Source organism: Streptococcus sp. K0074 (assembly GCF_048843365.1).
Lineage (GTDB): Bacteria > Bacillota > Bacilli > Lactobacillales > Streptococcaceae > Streptococcus > Streptococcus mitis_BM.
Map to the genome: position 1 here is coordinate 185,198 of NZ_CP184836.1, position 20,833 is coordinate 206,030.

General features: G+C 41.3%; 21 protein-coding genes, 1 other RNA gene and 2 pseudogenes. 2 read left to right on the top strand and 22 right to left on the bottom strand.

Annotated features, from left to right (window positions below; translation table 11 throughout):
* Window positions 1-20 precede the first annotated feature (20 nt).
* The 8 genes from ACN076_RS01045 to ACN076_RS01080 all read right to left on the bottom strand — a co-directional run bounded on the left by ACN076_RS01045 (window position 21) and on the right by ACN076_RS01080 (window position 6,033).
* Window positions 21-155: a ComC/BlpC family leader-containing pheromone/bacteriocin gene (locus ACN076_RS01045; protein ID WP_000425302.1), complete on the bottom strand. Its 135-nt coding sequence runs from the start codon at window positions 153-155 to the stop codon at window positions 21-23.
* A 151-nt stretch (window positions 156-306) separates the two neighbouring features.
* Complete coding sequence (locus ACN076_RS01050; protein WP_420789991.1) at window positions 307-1,476, bottom strand: N-acetylmuramoyl-L-alanine amidase family protein; 1,170 nt, start codon at window positions 1,474-1,476, stop codon at window positions 307-309.
* A 448-nt stretch (window positions 1,477-1,924) separates the two neighbouring features.
* Complete coding sequence (locus ACN076_RS01055; protein ID WP_049551061.1) at window positions 1,925-2,581, bottom strand: hypothetical protein; 657 nt, start codon at window positions 2,579-2,581, stop codon at window positions 1,925-1,927.
* A gap of 3 nt (window positions 2,582-2,584) precedes the next feature.
* Complete coding sequence (locus ACN076_RS01060; protein ID WP_000190273.1) at window positions 2,585-2,746, bottom strand: hypothetical protein; 162 nt, start codon at window positions 2,744-2,746, stop codon at window positions 2,585-2,587.
* A 122-nt stretch (window positions 2,747-2,868) separates the two neighbouring features.
* Window positions 2,869-3,102: an acyl carrier protein gene (locus ACN076_RS01065; protein WP_000136446.1), complete on the bottom strand. Its 234-nt coding sequence runs from the start codon at window positions 3,100-3,102 to the stop codon at window positions 2,869-2,871.
* A gap of 5 nt (window positions 3,103-3,107) precedes the next feature.
* Window positions 3,108-4,100 (bottom strand): phosphate acyltransferase PlsX, encoded by a 993-nt coding sequence (gene plsX, locus ACN076_RS01070; RefSeq protein WP_218757509.1) that lies wholly within the window; start codon window positions 4,098-4,100, stop codon window positions 3,108-3,110.
* On the bottom strand, window positions 4,097-4,867 hold the full coding sequence (gene recO / locus ACN076_RS01075) for a DNA repair protein RecO (protein ID WP_173261785.1): 771 nt from the start codon (window positions 4,865-4,867) through the stop codon (window positions 4,097-4,099). Before recO ends, plsX begins: the two co-directional genes overlap by 4 nt.
* Window positions 4,864-6,033 (bottom strand): pyridoxal phosphate-dependent aminotransferase, encoded by a 1,170-nt coding sequence (locus ACN076_RS01080; RefSeq protein WP_420789992.1) that lies wholly within the window; start codon window positions 6,031-6,033, stop codon window positions 4,864-4,866. The genes recO and ACN076_RS01080 overlap by 4 nt, the downstream gene beginning before the upstream one ends.
* Window positions 6,034-6,512: 479 nt before the next feature.
* Here ACN076_RS01080 and ACN076_RS01085 point away from each other — a divergent pair, with 479 nt between their 5' ends.
* Window positions 6,513-7,523: a YeiH family protein gene (locus tag ACN076_RS01085; RefSeq protein WP_153193728.1), complete on the top strand. Its 1,011-nt coding sequence runs from the start codon at window positions 6,513-6,515 to the stop codon at window positions 7,521-7,523.
* Window positions 7,524-7,554: 31 nt separating this feature from the next.
* Here ACN076_RS01085 and ACN076_RS01090 read toward each other — a convergent pair whose 3' ends face one another.
* Window positions 7,555-7,992 (bottom strand): CoA-binding protein, encoded by a 438-nt coding sequence (locus ACN076_RS01090; RefSeq protein ID WP_153193729.1) that lies wholly within the window; start codon window positions 7,990-7,992, stop codon window positions 7,555-7,557.
* Between the two features lie 84 nt (window positions 7,993-8,076).
* A complete protein-coding gene (gene polA, locus ACN076_RS01095; protein ID WP_203175745.1) occupies window positions 8,077-10,710 on the bottom strand; it encodes a DNA polymerase I in 2,634 nt (877 codons plus the stop codon).
* A gap of 147 nt (window positions 10,711-10,857) precedes the next feature.
* Between polA and ACN076_RS01100 the strand changes: the two genes are divergently transcribed.
* On the top strand, window positions 10,858-11,769 hold the full coding sequence (locus ACN076_RS01100) for an Rpn family recombination-promoting nuclease/putative transposase (RefSeq protein ID WP_420789993.1): 912 nt from the start codon (window positions 10,858-10,860) through the stop codon (window positions 11,767-11,769).
* Between the two features lie 140 nt (window positions 11,770-11,909).
* Here ACN076_RS01100 and ACN076_RS01105 read toward each other — a convergent pair.
* From ACN076_RS01105 to tadA, 12 genes and pseudogenes are all read right to left on the bottom strand, one after another.
* Window positions 11,910-12,053, bottom strand: a pseudogene (locus tag ACN076_RS01105) (LPXTG cell wall anchor domain-containing protein); the annotation flags it as partial.
* A gap of 66 nt (window positions 12,054-12,119) precedes the next feature.
* Window positions 12,120-12,848: pseudogene (locus ACN076_RS01110) on the bottom strand (PspC family transcriptional regulator); the annotation flags it as partial.
* 123 nt (window positions 12,849-12,971) lie between these two features.
* Window positions 12,972-13,856, bottom strand: a complete 885-nt coding sequence (locus ACN076_RS01115; protein ID WP_365967121.1) for an N-acetylmuramoyl-L-alanine amidase family protein — start codon at window positions 13,854-13,856, stop codon at window positions 12,972-12,974.
* A gap of 377 nt (window positions 13,857-14,233) precedes the next feature.
* Window positions 14,234-15,109 carry an Rpn family recombination-promoting nuclease/putative transposase gene (locus ACN076_RS01120; RefSeq protein WP_420789994.1) on the bottom strand — a complete coding sequence of 292 codons (876 nt, stop codon included), beginning with the start codon at window positions 15,107-15,109 and terminating at the stop codon, window positions 14,234-14,236.
* Between the two features lie 118 nt (window positions 15,110-15,227).
* Complete coding sequence (locus ACN076_RS01125) at window positions 15,228-16,196, bottom strand: ribose-phosphate diphosphokinase (protein WP_000010167.1); 969 nt, start codon at window positions 16,194-16,196, stop codon at window positions 15,228-15,230.
* 145 nt (window positions 16,197-16,341) lie between these two features.
* Window positions 16,342-17,157 (bottom strand): PrsW family intramembrane metalloprotease, encoded by an 816-nt coding sequence (locus ACN076_RS01130; protein WP_420789995.1) that lies wholly within the window; start codon window positions 17,155-17,157, stop codon window positions 16,342-16,344.
* Window positions 17,158-17,181: 24 nt separating this feature from the next.
* Window positions 17,182-17,679: a beta-class carbonic anhydrase gene (locus ACN076_RS01135; protein ID WP_004237611.1), complete on the bottom strand. Its 498-nt coding sequence runs from the start codon at window positions 17,677-17,679 to the stop codon at window positions 17,182-17,184.
* A gap of 72 nt (window positions 17,680-17,751) precedes the next feature.
* The gene (gene radA / locus ACN076_RS01140; protein ID WP_077804517.1) at window positions 17,752-19,113 is read right to left on the bottom strand and encodes a DNA repair protein RadA; all 1,362 of its coding nucleotides are present in this window, start codon (window positions 19,111-19,113) and stop codon (window positions 17,752-17,754) included.
* A gap of 13 nt (window positions 19,114-19,126) precedes the next feature.
* Window positions 19,127-19,684, bottom strand: coding sequence for a histidine phosphatase family protein (locus ACN076_RS01145; RefSeq protein ID WP_186821212.1), 558 nt, complete (start codon window positions 19,682-19,684; stop codon window positions 19,127-19,129).
* Entirely contained in the window at window positions 19,644-20,087 is a 444-nt protein-coding gene (locus tag ACN076_RS01150) for a dUTP diphosphatase (protein ID WP_153193745.1), read from the bottom strand. The genes ACN076_RS01145 and ACN076_RS01150 overlap by 41 nt, the downstream gene beginning before the upstream one ends.
* Before the next feature lie 56 nt (window positions 20,088-20,143).
* Window positions 20,144-20,241, bottom strand: an RNA gene (gene ffs, locus ACN076_RS01155) — signal recognition particle sRNA small type.
* A 32-nt stretch (window positions 20,242-20,273) separates the two neighbouring features.
* Window positions 20,274-20,741, bottom strand: a complete 468-nt coding sequence (gene tadA, locus ACN076_RS01160; RefSeq protein WP_153193738.1) for a tRNA adenosine(34) deaminase TadA — start codon at window positions 20,739-20,741, stop codon at window positions 20,274-20,276.
* Window positions 20,742-20,833: the final 92 nt, after the last annotated feature.

Sequence of the window (20,833 nt, forward strand, 5' to 3'; positions counted from 1 at the left end):
AACACATTTTAATCAAAATACTATCTTGGATCTGGGAGTAGATGTAGCCAATGGTAAATATCTTCAAAAATCCCTCCACCATTCACTTCCTCCAATACCTCTGGGGTTAACTCTTCAAATTGTTCTAATTCTACAAATGTATTTTTCATTTCCATGACAGACTCCTTTTCATACTTTTATATCCTCTCTAACCCCTTATAAATCCACAAAAGGCTTTAGTTTCCTTTTAAAATACAAGAAATCTAAAGCCTCCTGAAAATGGTATATTGGTTAGAGTGTTAATAATTAGTTGTGAAGATATTATTTTTATTTAACCACAACCACTTTATAATATTCGTTTGAGTGTGGAGATTCAATTTTAATTTTTTCACCGTATAAACCATCGATTTCTTTATCCAGATAATCTGAAACTCCTGATGGTAAGCGTTTCATCTTAAGAATCTCACCAGATTGATCCGCATAGGCTAGAATGTGATGGTGAGTAGTGGTTGCTCCATCATCAATCAATACAAAGTAACCTGTTTTGAGCTTACCTTGCTCATTTTCTAAATAGTATAGTTTATTGTTATTGATTGTAAAGTGGGTAGCCCCAAGACGAAGTCGTGCACCTGGATTTTCTAAATAGACATCATTGCCAACTTTTTTAATCTCTGAATAGGTTGTCATTGCTGGGATATTAATCACACGATGTCCATTTTCATCAAAGTAGTAGCGATTTGGTAAGTTTTGGAAGTTCTGTACAACTGCCTTAGGATCAATTTCTTGTCCTTCGTCTTTATTATCTACCAGAGCTAAGGTAGTATTTGAAACCTCATCTCCATATTTATTAGAAAACTTCTTAAACTCTGGTCTGATATACCAAGCATTTTTTTCAATAATAACATCGTCACCTTTAGCATTTAGCAAATATTCTTGCCCATCTCCAAGTTTGACAATATCATGAATACTGTATCCAGCATCTTTTCTATTTGCTAGATAGCCATCCTTACCAATGACATAACTTTCCCCATCACTGGCTGGAACAGCTCTGTCTGCGACCATAGCACCTGATTTTTCAAAGTAAGACCATTTACCATTTGGAGTCGCCCATCCTGTTGCCATAGCGCCACTGCCTTTGAGGTAATACCATGTAGATCCTTCTTTGTACCAACCTGTACGCATAGCGCCACTATCTGCTAGTGAGTACCATGTGTTGCCTTCCTTGTACCAGCCAGTACGCATGGCGCCACTATCTGCGAGCGAATACCAAGTGTTACCGTCTTTGAGCCAGCCTGTCTGCATTTTACCAGAACCATCGAAGTGATACCAAGAACCAGCGTTTTGTACCCATTTATTTTTAGCGAGACTGCCATCTTGAGAAAGATTCCAGTCAGCACCATTTTTAACCCAAGTATCTGCAGCCTGTGCTTGGTTGATAGATAAAAGTAGACCAGCACCTGCAAGTAAACCAAGTGTAAGTAGTTTAGATTTTTTCATAGCCGTTTCCTCCTTTATTGAATAGCTACAGGAGGGTTTCCCCTCTTTATTTAGCTATATTCTAATACTTTTCATAATCAAAGTCAATAATATTGTGAAAAATTAGACAATATTACCAATATCTACGAATTGTATTTTGAGTAATACCGTATTGATATAACTCTATAAAAATCCTTTCTTTTTTCTCCTTTTTGGAGATTGATTTTTTCTGACTCTATTATATCCCTTATTTCTCCTCAGATTTCTACTGTCCCTAGAAAGACTAAATCTGTTCCTAAACGGTCACTTATACTCAATGAAAATCAAAGAGCAAACTAGGAAGCTAGCCGCAGGTTGCTCAAAACACTGTTTTGAGGTGGCAGATAGAGCTGACGTGGTTTGAAGAGATTTTCGAAGAGTATTAAGCCAAATAAAAAATTCCAAAGCAAATGCCTTGGAACTCCTATATTTACTCAACAATCACTTTTGTCATATCAAGAGCCATTGGTTGATAGTATACATCAGGGTGCTTATTATCCCTAATAATCTCACCGTATTCAACAAAACCAAACGATTTATAAAAATTAATCACTTTATCTTCATTGACACTATCCAAATAAACCATTTTACCCCCTAAAATGCTCTGGGCTAATTGAATTTTGTCAACAACTAATTCCATAACCTGCTGACCAGTAATTTTATTAAAGTGTAAATTTCTTCCAAATTGAGCAATCAAAAGTCCTGGTATATAATTTAAGTTTCTAGCGTTTTTCCCACTTAAAACAAAAGATTTTTTGCTATCATTATCTAATTCTTGAACATTAACAATTTTTAATGTTAGTGTAAAAAAACCTAAAATCTCAAATCTCTCTCCTGATATCTCTTGATCAATAATAATAAAATTTCTCGATTTATGTGTCAGCTCTGTTGTAATTGCGTCATTTTTAAGATACTCTAACATATCCTCATTTTTACCAAACGACACTTGCTCAGAAACAATCTTAGAGAAGTTCTCACGGACTTTTTGACGTATTCTCCGTTCATTAGTATATTCAGGATTTCTAGTAATAACGGTTTGTCGTATGAATTTGATGACATCCCCTAGTGGTAAGGCATATAATTTCATACTTTATCTTACCAGCTTCTCTAGACCTAGTAAGGAAGGTTGTTCTTGTTTATCTGTATTCTTTTTGATAATATCAAGCAACAAATCAGTTGATTTAGAGGCTTGAATTTTTTCAAAATCTTCTTTTGTGAGTGTGATATCACGAGTAATACTAAATGTAGCCACGAGTATACTTCCTTTCTCTTCTAATAAGTCCATTATAACGTGTTTTTCCCATTTTTACAAGGATATCCGATATTCCTCATTTCTAAAAACCATCTACTTCCGTTGTCTTGGAACTCCGATTGCTATTTTCCTTGAATGATTTTAACCACATCTCCTACACTTTGGAGTTGGTCAATTTCCTCATCGCTGATTTCGATATTAAATTCATCTTCCAGTGTCAAGATAAACTCCATCAAGTCAACTGAGTCCGCATCCAAATCGTCTTTCAGACTCAAGGATTCTGTCACGACAAAGTCCTCTCCCTGTCGCTCTTGGATAATGGTCACAATACGGTCAAAAATTTCTTTTTCTGTCATCTCTTTTATTCTCCTGAAAATTCACGCGCAGTCTGGGCAACTACGTCTGTCTCTAGCATGGTACGAATCTGGCGGATTGTACTATACACAGCCTTGGCATCGCTTGAGCCATGAGTCTTGACAACCGGTGCCTTGACACCAAACAAGACTGCTCCACCAACATCTGAGTAGTTGAGCTGTTTTTTCAAACCTCTAAGGCTATCCTTGAGAAGGAGTGCGCCTAGTTTCGCTCGAAGACCACCATCTGTAATAGCTGTCTTGAGCAATCCCATGATTCCCATGGCTGTCCCTTCAATGGATTTGAGCACAGCGTTTCCCGTGAAACCATCTGCCACAACAACATCCGCAACGCCATTCATCAAATCACGCGCTTCCACATTTCCGATAAAGTTCAAACTTTCATCAGCTGCTAGTAATTCGTAGGTTTCCTTGCGAAGCGGGTCGCCCTTACTACTCTCTGTTCCGTTATTGAGCAAGCCAACGCGTGGTTGCGCAATTCCACGGACATTTTTAGCATAGAAAGAACCTAGAACCGCATATTGATGGAGGTGCTGGGCTGTATTTTCTGCATTAGCACCGAGGTCCAGCATGTCAAAACCTTTCCCATCAATAGTCGGCAATGTTGACATAAGCCCAGGACGGTCGATATTCTTGATACGACCCACGATGAAAAATCCTGCCGCTAGTAAAGCACCTGTATTCCCAGCTGAGAGAACAGCGTCTGCTTCGCCGTCTTTGACAGCCTTGGCCGCCAATACCATACTGGCATTTTTCTTCTTCCGAATTGCTCTCGTAGGTTCATCGTCTGAATCAATCTTCTCATCCGTATGGATAATGCTGACGCGCTCTGTCGCTGTCAGATATTGCTTGATTTTAGCTTCATCTCCATAGAGTTGAACCTCGATATCTGAAAAGTCAGCCAAGGCTTGATTGACACCCTCAACGATGGCCTGAGGTGCGTAATCGCCTCCCATGGCATCTACTGCGATTTTTTTCATTTGTCTTCCTCTTTTAGTAATTGTCCCCAGTCGGATAGGGAATCAATAAATTTCTTTGATTTTAGGTGAATACCAACGTACTCTTCGTAGAGTTGATCCATAAATTGGCGTAGCTCTTGCTTGATTTCAGGCTTGAGCGAAATGGTCTCCAAGGTCTCAAAATCAATGGCTTGAAACTGATTGAGCAGATAAGGGATATTGGGATTGAGATGGCAACGTCTCTCATCTTCATAATAATGATCTGGACAGAGGCAGGCTCCATATTTGAAAGAAAAATCAAAAGCCTGACCGACCCGATGGCAGAAGACACACTCATTAAAATTGAGGCTAATCCCAAATCGAGTCAAGATTTGGATTTCAAAAATATTGGTCAAAACCTGATAATCCAAGCCCGCTTCCATCAACTCCAAGGTCTTTTGCAAAAAAGCAAACAAGGGAGCATCTTGCTGATTGTCCTGCAAACTAGCATCGGCAAGAGCTGCTACGTAGGTCGCATAAGCCATGACAAAGAGATCGCTATTAATCTTGGGAAAAGTCATCACCTCATGATAGTCCTCAATGTAGCTAAGCCCGTCATCATTGATTCGTAAGAGAAATCGAGCCAGCACCAAGGGCTGAATAACAGACGCCAGTTTGGATTGACCAGCATGTTTGACGAAAAACATGCGTTTACCAGCCTGCTCTGTAAAGATTTTGACTAGCTTATCATCCTCACGAAAGTTGCGATTGTAGAGCACCAAGCCTTGACTCGTGATAGACTGAATCATGCTTCTCTCATATACTCCTCAAGCCGTTTCATGGCTTCTTTGATAGTCTCCATGCTGGCTGCATAAGACAGGCGAACATAGCCTTCACCATAACGCCCAAAGGCAGCACCAGGGATAAAGGCAACGGCCTTCTTCTGAGCAAAATCCTTGAGAAAGGCAAAGGAGTCTTGGTTGTAGCCCGCTGGAATCTTAGCAAAGATATAGAAGGCACCGTCTGGTTTGATAATCTCAAAACCAAGAGCAGTCATTTTCTCGATAATATAATCTCGACGCTGGATGTATTCCTTCTTCATCGGTTCCGCATCGTTTTTACCAGCCGTCAAGGCCTCCACCGCAGCGTGTTGAGCCATAGTATTTGCGGCAGTCACCAAGTACTGGTGACTCTTGATTAACTGGGCTGTGAAGGCCGCAGGAGCGAAAATCAGCCCCAAACGCCAACCGGTCATAGCATGCGATTTAGATAGACCATTGATAATAATAGCCTGGTCTCTCAACATCGTTCCTAGAGACACATGGGCTTCGCCTGTGTAGGTCAATTCTGAGTAAACCTCATCACAGACAACGAAAATCTCGTACTTGCGTAAAACAGCTGCCAAGGCCTCCAACTGCTCCCGACTGTAGGTAATTCCTGTCGGATTTGCTGGATAGTTGAGAATAACCGCCTTGAGCTTGTCACCCTGCTCCAAAATGGCCTTCTCCAACATCTCAGGAGTCAAGACAAACCCATTTTCAGTCGTATCAATCTCGACAACCTCTGCCCCAACTAGATTAACAATCGGTTCATAACCTGGATAGGCAGGAGCTGGCAAGAGCACCTTGTCTCCCTCTTCCAAAATAGCTGTCAAAGTAGCAGATAAAGCCTCTGTCGCCCCAATTGTAACCAAGATTTCATTTTCAGGAGCATAGTCCAGTTGGTACTTTTCCTTAACAAAGTCACTGGCCGCCTGACGTAGAGTCAGCAGACCACTCATCCCTGTATAGTAGGATTGGTTCTGATCAATCGCTCGCTTGGCTGCCTCCTTGACATGGTCTGGCGTTGTAAAATCAGGTTCCCCCAAGGTCAAACGCAAGACCCCAGGAATCTCCGAAATAGCCTGGTCAAACTGACGAATCAACGAAACTTGAATCTTATCTAACTGTTTATTAAAGCGATTAGTTAAGTCCATAGATACCTCCTACTGTAAAAACGTATCTCTATTATACTACAAAAGCCCCCCGACCGCAAAAATACATGATAGAATAACGCTAGCATGACAAATTGAAGTATGTTAAAATGGATTTGTCGCAACTCCACTAACGAACTTAGTTTGGAGGTGAGTTTTTGCTAATCTTCGTTACAGTTATTCTAGCACCATTACTGATTACTATTACCGGTAATGTCATTTCTGAGTGGATAGTCAGAAAGTGGTTAGATAAGCGCGACAAAAAAATATAACCTGAGTTTAGTTTTAATGTAACTGGACAAAAAGAAATACCAGAGGTGGAGCTCTGGTATTTTTGTTTTTGCCAAGACTTCGTTACAGTTCTTGTAGGATTATTATTACATAATTAGCACTACTTGTCAAATAATTGTTAGCTCCACTTTCTATTTTACTTTTCCTGTTTACAGGTCTATAATGGTAACAGATTCTATTTGGAGGTTTTTATGTCATTTCTATCAAAAAATGGAGCAGGCATCTTGGCCTGCCTTCTCATTTCTATTCTATCTTGGTACTTAGGTGGGTTCTTTCCTGTTATTGGTGCACCCGTTTTTGCGATTTTTATGGGCATGCTCCTACATCCCTTTCTCTCGTCATATAAACAACTGGATGCTGGATTGACCTTTAGTTCCAAGAAATTGCTCCAGTATGCCGTTATCTTGCTTGGTTTTGGTCTCAATATCTCGCAAGTCTTCGCAGTCGGACAATCTTCACTCCCTGTCATCCTGTCCACCATTTCAATAGCCTTGATTGTTGCCTTCCTCTTCCAGCGTTTCTTTTCACTGGATACAAAACTGGCTACCTTGATTGGAGTAGGTTCTTCTATCTGTGGTGGTTCTGCCATTGCGGCGACAGCGCCCGTTATCCATGCCAAGGAAAAGGAAGTAGCCCAAGCCATCTCCGTTATCTTTTTCTTCAATGTCTTGGCTGCGCTCATCTTTCCAACGCTAGGTACCTGGCTTCATCTATCCAATGACGGCTTCGCCCTCTTTGCAGGAACTGCGGTCAATGATACTTCCTCTGTAACGGCTACCGCCAGCGCCTGGGACAGTCTCTACCAGACTAATACCCTCGAATCCGCAACCATTGTCAAACTCACGCGCACCCTAGCTATCATCCCCATCACTCTCTTTCTCTCCTACTGGCAAAGTCGCCAACAAAAAAATAAGCAAGGCTTGCAACTGAAAAAAGTCTTCCCACTTTTTATCCTTTACTTTATCCTCGCATCTCTTCTAACTACCCTCCTGACCTCTCTCGGTGTGTCCAGTAGTTTCTTTACCCCTCTCAAACAACTCTCCAAATTCCTCATTATCATGGCCATGAGTGCTATCGGTCTCAAAACTAATCTGGTCGCTATGGTCAAATCCAGTGGAAAATCCATTATTCTCGGAGCCATCTGCTGGATTGCCATCATCCTCACCAGTCTTGGTATGCAGACCCTTATCGGCATTTTCTAACACAAAAGGTAGCCCACCAGCTACCTTTTTCTTATGCTTCCTCAATCAAGCGTGTATGTTCTCTCTTGATGCAACGATTCATCACGATATCATCACATCCACCAGCACGCAAGATTTCTTCCGCTTCTAGACTTTCAAGTCCTAGCTGTGCCCAAAAAATCTTGGCATCAGCCTTGAGAAAATCACGCGCCACATCTGGCAGAAACTCACTGCGACGGTAAACATTGACAATATCTACAGGAAAAGGAATCTCTGCTATACTAGCATAAGCCTTTTCACCCAAGATTTCGCCACCTGCCGCCTTGGGATTGACTGGGATAATTTTATAACCCCGAGCCTGCATTTCCTTGGTCACTCGATTGCTAGTTGTTTCCTCACGGTCAGACAAGCCCACCACAGCAAGGGTTTTACTCGTTGCGAGATACTGACGAATCACGCCATCACTTGGATTGATAAATTCTTGACTCATAGAAATCCTCCTTTTTCATCAGTATAGCATATTTTAAAAAGGCTTGCATAATTCTACTACAAAAAAGGAGGACTAGCCCCCTTTTTATTTAGCCTCGTACCAGGTTGCCCCTTCATTTTCATCTGCGATGAGGGGAACACTGAGTTGAATGGCTTCTTCCATGGTTTGTTTGACCAATTTTTTCATCTCTGCTAATTCAGATTTAGGAACTTCAAGGACGATTTCATCGTGCACTTGCAGAAGCATCTTAGTCTGATAACCACCTTCAACTAGAGCCTTGTCTAGCTGAATCATGGCAATCTTGAGAATATCTGCCGCCGAACCCTGTATAGGAGAGTTGATAGCTGTCCGCTCCGCAAAACCACGAATGTTGAAGTTGCGAGAATTGATATCTGGCAACTCACGACGACGCTTGAAAAGTGTCTCTACATAGCCCTTATCACGCGCCTCACGCACCACTTCATCCATGTAGTTTTTAATGCCTGGGAAACGTTCAAAGTAGGTATCAATGTAGGCTTTGGCTTCCTTACGGCTAATGCCCAAATTATTAGACAAGCCAAAGTCTGAAATCCCGTAAACCACTCCAAAGTTAACCGCCTTGGCATTGCGACGGTCGTTTGCAGTCACATCCTCAGGACGCTCAATGCCAAAGACCCTCATGGCTGTCGAAGTATGGATATCTGCCCCCTCTTGGAAGGCCTTAATCAAGTGCTCATCCTTAGAAATATGCGCCAAAACGCGCAATTCAATCTGTGAATAATCCGAACTGAGCAACACACTATCCTCCCACTCAGGCACAAAAGCCTTACGAATGAGACGGCCCTGCTCCAAACGCACAGGAATATTTTGCAAGTTTGGATCCACACTAGACAAACGCCCGGTCTGGGTCAAATCCTGCACATAACGAGTATGAATCTTACCATCTGCTAAAATCCAGTCCTGCAAGCCAATCACATAAGTCGATTGAATCTTGGCAATCTGACGGTAATCCAGGATTTTCTTAACAATTGGCGCAATAGGAGCCAAGCGTTCCAAGACATCCACCGCAGTCGAGTATCCAGTTTTGGTTTTCTTAGTGTATTCTAGAGGTAGCCCCAACTTTTCAAAGAGAAGCACGCCCAACTGCTTAGGCGAATTGATATTAAACTCCTCACCAGCCAACTCGTAAATCTCTTGAGTCAGTTTTTCAATAACAAGCTCATTTTCAGCCTGCATCTCAAGCAAGGTCTCTTTCTTAACCGTAATCCCAGCAATTTCCATCTTGGCAAGGACAAAAGCTAGAGGTTGCTCCATATCATAAAGAAGCTCTAATTGCCCATTTTCACTGAGTTTTTCAAGCAAAATTGGCTCTGTCTCAACCAAAACAGCAAGCTTACGTGCCAAGTGCTCCAAGAATTTCTCGCGTTCAGGAATGGCCTTCTTGACTCCCTTACCATAGAAAGTCTCATCATCAACCAAATAAGTCTGACCATAAAGACTAGCGATGGTCGCAATTTCATTGTCCTCCACAGTCGAAAGGAGGTATTTAGCCAATCGGATATCAAAAGCAGGCGCCTGCAAATCCACACCCAAACGATGCAAGAGAACTTTAGCTTTCTTAAAGTCATACACCCTCAAAGGTGTTTTTTCTAAAAAGTCCTTGAAAATCGGCTCTTGCAAAAGCTCAAGTTTATCTGTAGCATAGAGCTTATCCCCACAAGACCAAGCAAAACCAACCAAATCATCCGTATGGTAATTCTCACCAAAAAGCTCAAAATGGAAGATTGACTCTTCACTCAGCATATCTTGAGTGACTTGATCAACGATAGTAAAGTCCAAACTCTCAGCCACATCAGCTGACGACACATTTAAAGCCTGCTTGAGCTGTTTGAAACCCATCTCATCGTAGAATTTCCCAAGATTTTCCACATCTGGACCGCTATAGACCAAATCCTTCAAACCAATCTCAATCGGTGCCTTGGTATCAATGGTCGCTAGTGTTTTAGACAAAAAGGCCTGTTCCTTATCATTGATGAGATTTTCCTTCATCTTAGAAGTCTTCATCCCATCAATATTTTCATAAATTCCCTCAAGTGAACCATGCTCCAGCAAAAGCTTGATACCCGTCTTTTCACCGATTTTGGTTACTCCAGGGATATTATCCGACTTATCACCCATGAGCGCCTTGAGATCGATAAACTGAGTCGGTGTAATGCCCAGCTTTTCCATAAGATAATCTGGCGTAAAGGCCTCAAACTCAGCCACACCTTTCTTGGAAATTTCAACCACTGTATGCTCATCCGTCAGCTGAATCAAATCCTTGTCTCCACTGACAATGGTAATATCAAAACCATCTTGCTCAGCTAATTTATCTAGTGTCCCAATAATGTCATCCGCCTCATACTGAGCCAATTCATAGTGACGAATCCCCATATGATCCAGCAACTCACGAATGAAAGGAAATTGCTCACGAAACTCATCAGGAGTCTTAGCTCGACCACCCTTATAGTCCGCATACATCTCTGTACGGAAAGTCGTCTTTCCCGCATCAAAAGCCACCAAGATATGACTCGGCTCCACCCGCTCCAACAAATGGCTCAACATCAACTGAAAACCATAAATCGCATTGGTATGCAAACCAGCCGCATTCTTAAAACGGTCCAACTGCTGATAGAGCGCAAAAAACGCCCGAAAAGCAACAGAAGACCCATCAATCAATAATAATTTTTTCTTATCCATACACCCATTATAAAGGAAAGCACCAAAAAATACCATTGGGAAGAGCCAGAGCAAGTATTTTTCAAACTTTTTCCGAATAAATAGATAGTAGCAGTGAATCTAGTAAACCTAGATTTAAAACTGTGGTATAATAAAAGGAGGAAATGGATGACTTTAAGACATCCGGGCATCAGCCCAACCAATGACTTGGTAGCTAAGAAAATCTTTAGCAATCCAGAAATCACTTGTCAATTTATCCGCGATATGCTGGAATTACCAGCCAAAAATGTGACCATTTTGGAGGGAAGCAATATTCATGTCTTACCTTCCATACCTTACTCGGCGCAGGATTTCTATACCAGTATAGATGTTTTGGCGGAGTTGGACAATGGGACACAAGTAATTATTGAGATTCAGGTGCATCATCAGAATTTTTTCATCAATCGCCTGTGGGCTTACCTTTGCAGTCAGGTCAATCAAAACCTTGAAAAAGTTCGCCAACAAGAAGGCAATACTCACCAGAGTTATAAACATATCGCACCAGTATACGCTATCGCAATCGTGGATAGCAACTACTTTCAAGATGATTTAGCCTTTCACAGTTTTAGTATGCGAGAGGACACGACAGGTGAAGTCTTAACCATCACAAACAATGGACAGGAACATCATCTAGTCAAGATGGCATTCTTGGAATTAAAAAAATACAGAGAAACCAGCAAAGACAAGGTTCGCAAACCCTGGTTGGAGTTTTTCGGGAACAAGCCCTTTACTCAACAACCCGAGCGAGCCATTAGCCAAGCAGACCAACTGCTAGACTACAAGAGCTGGTCCGAGGAGGACAGGAAGATGTTTAGCCAACTACGTATGCGTGAAGAACAAGCCTTGTTAGCGCAGGACTATGCCTTGGAAACTGCTAGGGCGGAGGGGATTGAACAAGGTCTTGAACAAGGTTTAGAACGTGGGAAAGTCGAAGGAAGTTTGTCTATGCTATTAAATCTAGTCCGTCAAGGCCTTCTGACTTCAGAGGTTGCGAGTGAGCAGTTGGAAATAACTGTCTCTGAATTTGAAGAACTATTGTAAGTTTATAGAATAACATAAAAGTGAACAACGCTGAAACATCGTTTTGTTCACTTTTTTCTTCTTTTCAATAGAACTCTCACTATAGTCCATATCACAAAAAGAGAAGGTCATAAATCCTTCTCTTTTATATCTTCAACTAATTAGTTTTTGCGTTTCACAAATGGAAGGGCACCAAGGAGTAATCCTAGGAATCCTAATGATGCAATTGCAACATTATCTTTACCACCAGTATTTGGAAGTTCTTTCTTATCTTCTATTTTTGCAGCTTAAGCTTGATAAGTATTATATCAGCAAGTATCTGCTATAAAAAACTAAGCTAAAAATCTCCTAGTGACATAAATAAATTCAAACTACACCCACTCACCGTTTGCATTTACTGTGTAACCATTGATTGTAGTGCTAACAGCAAGGGCACCTGAGCTATAAGCATAGTACCACTTACCATCTACTTTGAACCAACCAGTCTTCATAGCGCCTGAACCATCAAGATAATACCATGTACCACCTTGTTTCAACCAGCCAGTTTTCATGGCACCTGAATTATTAAGATAATACCACTTACCATCTACAAGTTTCCAACCTGTCTGCATAGCACCTGAGCCATCTAGATAATACCATGTACCATTTTCTTTTATCCATCTAGTACTCATTTTACCTAAACTGTCGAGATGGTACCAACTACCATTTATAAGTTTCCAACCAGTTTGCATGGCACCTAAATCGTTTAAATAATACCAATTGCCATCAACTTGTTTCCAACCAGTTCTCATCACACCAGTTTCATCCAAGTAATACCATGAGCCATCTTTAAGCCAGCCTGTCTTCATTCCATCTTCTTTAGAGAAATAATACCAGTCACCGTCAATTTTCTTCCATCCAACAGAGCGATTTCCCTCATTATCAATAAAGAATTTTTTACCATCAATTACAGCAATATTGGGTGTCAGAACACCATCTTTTAGATAGTAAGTTTTTTCATCTATTTTGATAAATCCAGTTTTCTTCTCACCATTTTCAACGAAATAATAAGTCTTATCAGCAACTTTTACCAATTCCAACTGTTTGCAGCTATCATTTTCAAGGTACTAGGTCTTACAATCAATTTTTTGCCAGCCAGTCATATAGACAAAACTCAACCCACTACCATTGTTAAAGCAAAAAAACAGGAGATTTCTCTCCTGTTATGATTCAATTATTTAAAATTAAACCCATTCACCGTTTCCGTTTACAGTGTAACCATTTACAGTAGTGTTTACTGACAATGCACCTGAACCGTCAACGTGGTACCATTTGTCTTTTACTTGGAACCATTGGCTAGCTTTCATAGCACCTGATGCTTCAAGGAAGTACCATTTACCACCGTCAAGCAACCAACCTGTTTGCATTTCACCTGAACCGTTTAGGTAGTACCAAGTGTTACCATCTTTAACCCACCATTTTTGCATTACGCCTTCAGCGTTAAAGAAGTACCATTTACCATCAATTTGTTTCCAGCTAGTAGCTTTTGTTCCTTTTTCATCAAGGACATAGCTCCATTGACCTTTAGCATCTTTAACCCATCCTGTAGAAGCTTGGTTAGCTTTAGTACCTTGGTTAGCTTGGTCTTCATTGATGCGAGTATTGTTTTGTTTATTATCTTCTACTGCATTAGCAAAGTATTTACCTGCATCTTTTGCACTTTTACGATATTGTTCTTGCAATTTTGCAACATAGCGACTTTTCACTGTGTTGTAGATATCTTCAAATTTTTGGTTTGATTTTGCTGCGGCAACGTTTGCTTCTAATGCTGCTTTCTTATCTGAAAAATCATGACCATAATATCCTGAGTCCAAGAATGCTTTCAATGCTTCTTCTGCTGCTTTAACTGTTTGACCACCTTGTTGAGCAAATTGACGTTCTGCTTCAACACGGATTTCACCATCATGCGCTGCTACTTGACGGTTAGCTTCTTCAGCAATATCACGTTCAGAAATATATTTCTTTTGAAGCAATTGGTTAGTTGAAGCTGGGTTTTCACCATTTGCAAAAACAGGTGCAACTGTAAATACAGCAAGTGCTGCTGCGCTTGTCAATAAAACTTTTTTCATCGTTTTATCTCCTTTATTTTTCATTATATTATTTTTCGTAAGACTATCTTACTACCATACAGTATATAAATATTTGCAGGATTTGTCAAGAGTTTTCTTATGTTTTTTTAACTTTTTACCTATTGCTTAGAAAAAAGGAAAAGAAAACCAACTCGCGAAAAAATTCCCCTTGAAATACTCTAACCTCCAAGTTGACATTTCGCAACTACTCATCCCTCAGATGATAGCTTTTATATCTAAACTATATAGATAGTTAGACAGAACTTACTTCCTTGGTATTATCTTACAAACCCTTGTAAAAGTCAAGTAAAAACGGCAAGTATTTGGATAACACTTGCCATTTCATCAACTTCCTACTATTAGATGAAAGATCGAACTCACAGTAAAGCCTCAAACTCAGCTACTGTCATACCTAATTGCTCGCTAGCAACCTCGGAAGTCAGAAGACCTTGTCGAACGAGATTTACTAAACCTACTTTTAATCCCTCTTCGATACCCTCTGCCCTAGCAGTCTCCAAAGCATAATCCTGAGCCAATAACGCTTGTTCTTCGCGCATACGTAGTTGACTAAACATTTTCCTGTCCTCCTCGGACCAGCTCTTGTAGTCCAGCAGTTGGTCTGCCTGGCTGATGGCTCGCTCGGGTTGTTGGGTAAAGGGTTTATTCCCGAAAAACTCCAACCACGGTTTGTGAACCTTATCTTTGCTGGTTTCTCTGTATTTTTTTAGTTCTAAGAACGCCATCTTGACCAGATGGTTTTCTTGTCCATTGTTTGTAAGTGTTAAAATCTCACCTGTCGTGTCCTCGCGCATACTAAAGCTATGAAAAGCCAAATCATCTGAGAAGTAATTGCTATCCACAATAGCGATAGCGTATACCGGTGCGATGTGCTTGTAACTCTGGTGTGTATCACCTTCTCGTTGGCGAATTTTTTCTAGATTTTGATTGACTTGACTGCACAGGTAAGCCCACAAACGATTGATGAAAAAATTCTGATGATGCACCTGAATCTCAATGATTACTTGAGTACCGTTGTCCAACTCCGCCAAGACGTCTATACTGGTATAGAAATCCTGCACCGAGTACGGCAGGGAAGGCAAGACGTGAATATTGCTTCCCTCCAAAATGGTTACATTTTTTGCTGGTAAATCCAGCATATCGCGAATAAATTGACAAGTGATTTCTGGATTGCTAAAGATTTTTTTAGCAACCAAATCATTGGTTGGGCTGATGCCCGGATGTCTTAGAATCATCCTTTTCCTCCTTTTATTATACCACAGTTTTAAATCTAGGTTTACTAGATTCTCTGGCTCTATCTATTTATTCGGAAAAGAGATGAAAAAAACCTGAGAATCATCTCAGGCTTAGTCATTAAATCTTTTTCTCAATACCAAAAAGTGGAGAAAGTGGGCGTTTTTCATGGATACGGACGATAGCATCCCCTAGGAGATGAGCAATCGAAATCTGCTCAATCTTATCAATCAAACGCTCTTCTGGCAGATAGATGGTATCCAAAACAACCAATTTCTTAATAGCTGATTTTTGGATATTGTCCATAGCAGGACCAGAAAGAACTGGATGCGTACAGCTTGCATAGACTTCAACAGCACCAGCTTCCGCAAGGGCATCTGCCGCATGACAAATCGTTCCAGCAGTATCAATCATATCATCAATCAAGATACAAGTCTTACCTTCGACCTTACCGATGATGTTCATGACTTCACTGGTATTCATCTTATCAACGCTACGACGTTTATCGATAATAGCGATAGATGTTTTCAAAAATTCTGCCAACTTACGGGCACGAGTCACCCCTCCATGGTCTGGACTGACAACCACATAGTCAGAACCAACCATGCCACGACGCTCAAAATAATCCGCAATCAGAGGAGCTCCCATCAAATGATCCACAGGAATATCAAAGAATCCTTGAATCTGCGCAGCATGCAAGTCGATTGTCAATAAACGATCCACTCCAGCTACTTCAAGCATATTTGCGACAAGTTTTGAAGTGATTGGCTCACGCGCTCTCGCCTTTCTATCCTGACGTGCATACCCATAGTAAGGCATGACAACATTGACAGATTCTGCACTCGCACGCTTCAAAGCATCTACCATAATCAAAATTTCAAGCAAATTGTCATTTACAGGTGAGCTAGTTGATTGTAGGATAAAGACGTGTTTCCCACGGATTGATTCTTCGATGTTGACCTGAATCTCTCCATCTGAAAATTGGCGAACACTTGATTTCCCCAACTCTATCCCAATCTCCTGCGCCACACGTTTTGCCAATTCTTGATTAGAAGAAAGGGCAAACAGCTTTAAATCAGAAAAAGACATGATTTCCTCCGGTATATATGTATCGCTTGTGCTTTTCACAAGATTTTTCCATCTACCATTGTAGCGCTTTTTACACTATTTTTCAATCAAAAATAAAAGAAGGGCAGCATATTTGTGCCCTTGCATCATTCTTTTTAAAAATATTCTAGTTCATCAACTCATTGTGCTTCTCAACAAAGCGATAAGCCTGATAAAAACCATAGAGAGCAATAGCTGTAACCACTGGAATCGCTAATGGCAACTCTGTCTCCAATTCTACAAAAGGAGAGTTAAATAAGAAGTGAGTTCCCAAGGCTAAACCTAGGAAAATAAGCCCCTCTTTCTTGCCAACCTTCTGCCCTTTATAGGCTCTGTAAAGCAAGTAAACACCTACTACAGCCAAACCTGAAAAAGTCCAGTGAGAGGCAATTCCTGAGAGGATACGCTCTAAAATCCTTGAAATGGTAAAATCAAAGCCCTCTGGCAAATCCGTACGAATATAGCTAATATCCTCAATCATTTGGAATCCCAAACCAGAAGCAATCCCTAGTAAAAACAAAGATTTTAATTTTCGGACAGGAATCAAAGCTAAAACAAAGACAAGTGGCAATAATTTCAAGGGTTCTTCTACCAAAGGAGCCACAATCGCACTTTCAAAAGCATTTAAAAATGCACTATCTGGGAAAAGAACCCCCAGCAAATCATGGATATAGGTATTAGCAAAACTAGACAACCATCCTGAGAAGAACATCCCTCCCAATAAAGACAGAATCAAGGCCTTCTTTGGCAATTCCCATTTTTTCCCAAAACGGAAAAGGAAATAAAGAGCCGGAATCATGTAAAAGAGAGCTAGAAAGATAGAAACTCCCATTAGTCCATATTCCGCAGCTGACATCGAACCGTCCGTATAGTAGATAGTTTCATACTGCAAACCAATACATAGCAATAAAATAAAAATAAATAAAATACTGTTTTTCTTCATACACTTTCTTTCTAAATAAAGTATTTACAATTCTACGACTGTCATACTTCCTGTATCCACATCGTAAATAGCACCAGAAATAATGACATCATCTGGTATTAGGGGAGACTCGATAAGGAGTTGCATATCCTCGCGTACACTCTCCTCTATATCCTGGAAGGGCAAAAAGTCCTGATCTGACACATCGACACCTAGTTCCTCTTTTAAATACTCCTGAAAAGGACCATTTTCAAAGGTCTGAGCACCACAGTCTGTATGGTGCAATACCACAATCTCTCTTGTCCCCATTTGCTGCTGGGAAATAACCAGCGAACGAATCATGTCTTCTGTCACTCGACCACCTGCATTCCGCAAGATATGAGCATCCCCAAGTGCTAATCCCAAAGCTTGAGCAACGTGCAGACGTGAGTCCATACAGGTCACAATGGCTACTCTAGTTTTGGGTTTAAGTGGCAGATTTAACTGCCCATGTAGGGCAACATAAGCCTGATTGGCTTGCATAAACTGTTCAAAATACGACACGATTCCCTCCTCGAAAATTTGATAGTCAAATATTTCTCCTATCTTATCATTTTTAAGAAGATTTGTCACGGATTATGCAAAGACCTTTTTCAAAACTTCCTGAATCGTTGTCACTCCAATAACCTGAATTTCCTTAGGCGGAGTGATTCCTGTCAAGGAATTCTTAGGTACATAAATCTTAGTAAAACCCAGTTTAGCAGCTTCATTGATGCGCTGCTCAATACGATTCACGCGCCGAATCTCTCCCGTCAAGCCAAGTTCTCCTACAAAACATTCCTGAGGATTAGTTGGCTTGTCTTTATAGCTCGAAGCAATGGCAACCGCAACGGCCAAGTCTATCGCAGGTTCATCCAATTTGACACCGCCAGCAGATTTAAGATAAGCATCCTGATTTTGCAAGAGAAGACCTGCCCGTTTTTCCAAAACAGCCATAATCAAGCTAGCACGATTAAAATCAAGTCCTGTCGTAGTACGCTTGGCATTTCCAAACATGGTAGGTGTCACCAAAGCCTGAACCTCCGCCAAAATCGGACGCGTCCCTTCCATGGTCACAACGATTGATGAACCAGTCGCCCCATCCAAACGCTCTTCTAGGAAAACTTGACTCGGATTGAGTACCTCAACCAATCCGCCTGACTGCATCTCAAAAATCCCAATCTCATTAGTGGAGCCAAAACGGTTTTTGACCGCTCTCAAAATACGAAAGGTATGGTGGCGCTCTCCTTCAAAGTAAAGCACTGTATCCACCATATGCTCCAACATTCTCGGCCCAGCTAAGGTTCCTTCCTTGGTCACATGGCCTACGATAAAAATAGCAATATTGTTGGTCTTAGCCAACTGCATAAGCTCAGCGGTTACCTCACGCACTTGAGAAACAGATCCCTGTACCCCTGAAATCTCAGGAGACATGATGGTTTGAATGGAGTCGATGATGAGAAAGTCTGGCTGAATTCTTTCTACCTCTGCGCGAACACTCTGCATATTGGTCTCTGCATAGAGATAAAACTCGCTATCAATATCTCCCAAGCGCTCTGCTCGTAGCTTAATTTGCTGGGCAGACTCCTCCCCACTGACATAGAGAACTGTCCCCACTTGGGACAACTGGGTTGAGACTTGTAGGAGAAGCGTTGACTTCCCAATCCCAGGATCCCCACCTATGAGTACGAGACTTCCTGGTACCACTCCGCCTCCAAGTACACGGTTAAATTCCTCCATCTCCGTCTTGGTTCGATTGACGTTGATTGACGTCACCTCAGCCAGTTTCATGGGCTTGGTTTTCTCACCTGTCAAGGACACACGCGCATTCTTGACCTCGGCAACCTCAACCTCTTCTACAAAAGAAGACCAAGACCCACAGTTGGGACAACGCCCCAGATATTTAGGGGAATTATAGCCACAATTTTGACATACAAATGTCGCTTTTTTCTTTGCGATAATAAACCTCTTTCTATATTTCTAACTCACACTCAATCACTTGGCAAAAATCAATCTTCTCATTTGGCACAAACTGACGCATGAGCATTCGATGAGCAACAACTACCACAGTCTGATGTTCTCGATACTTAGACATACATTCTAGAAACCGAGACTTCATCTCCGCAGCTGTCTCATATTGAATAGGACTATTAGGAAGTAACTCCCCCTTATTTTCTAGAAACATAGTACGAGCTTTTTCAAAATTATCTGTGCCACTTTCATAGACCTGCCATTCATGCAATAATGGCTCCACTCTTAAAGGAAGTCCCGTAGTACAGGCCACATAAGAAGCCGTTTCTAAAGCTCTTGTGACTGCAGAAGATATGATTATTTCAGCTGAAGGGAATAAAGGATTGGTGCTCAGTTCCTGAGCCTGCTGCCGTCCCTTATCAGATAAGGGCGCCAAATCTATCCCAAATCCCGTATAAGAACGCTCCTCTAACTCACAATAATCTGGCTCACCGTGACGTACAAAGATAATCTTCATCCTAGTGCCCTGTCGATCCAAATCCACCAGTTCGCACGCCATCAGCTGCATCTCCATCTGCAATTAAGAAAGGAGCAAAGACAGCCTGGACCACACGTTCCCCAACTTCGAGAATCACTTCTTGGTCTGTGATATTCTTCATCTGCGCAAAAATATGCCCTTCATTTCCAGGATTTCCATAATAATCCCCATCAATGACCCCAACTGAGTTAACTAAAACCAACCCCTTCTTACGAGGGTTTGAAGAACGATCATAGAGGTAGAGAACCTCAGTCGGTTGCATATAAGCCTTAACCCCTGTCGGAACCAAGACAATCTCTCCTGGCGCAATAACTGTACGCACAGCAACCTTTAAGTCGTAACCAGCCGCATGCGCTGTCTCACGCTTGGGCAATAAATTTTCATCTGTAAAAGTCGAAACCAATTCAAAACCACGAATTTTCATCATCTTCTCTTTTCTATTATCATTTATTCTAGATTATTCTATCTTATTTATTCGGAAAAAGCACGAAAAAAAGAGCACACAATTCAAATCGCTTAGGGCTGCTGGATTCCTCCCCTGACCCGCTTCACGCAGAACTGTTGCTCCACTATTTATTATATCACATTCCTATTTATTTTAAAAGCAAAATTATTTTTTCCGTCTATTTCTAAAAAAATCCTGCATAATAGCTGCGCATTCATCTTCCAAAATTCCCGTTTCAACCTCCACACGGTGATTGAGACGCTCATCTGTCAAGATATCGTACAAACTCCCAGCAGCGCCAAATTTCTGGTTTTTAGCCCCATAGACCACGTTTGGAATACGGGAAAGTCCAATCGCCCCACTACACATGACACAAGGCTCAATGGTCACAAAAAGTGTGCAGTCCAGCAAGCGCCAGCTCTCCTCACTCAAGTTCGCATCCTCTATGGCCATAATCTCCGCATGCATAACCGCTCGCTGTAATTCCTCACGCGCATTATGCCCACGGCCAATGATTTCTCCGTCCTTGACAATCACACAACCAATTGGAATTTCATCGTGTTCAAGAGCAATCTCAGCCTCTCTCAAGGCCTCCCTCATAAAGACTTCTTTTTCTTCAACTGTATAATTCATCAATTTACCTTTTCCTACTTGTCAGTTTTATTATTATATCATGAATCCCAAGACAAAAAAAGCCACCGAATGCGGTGACTTTATAGGGAGAT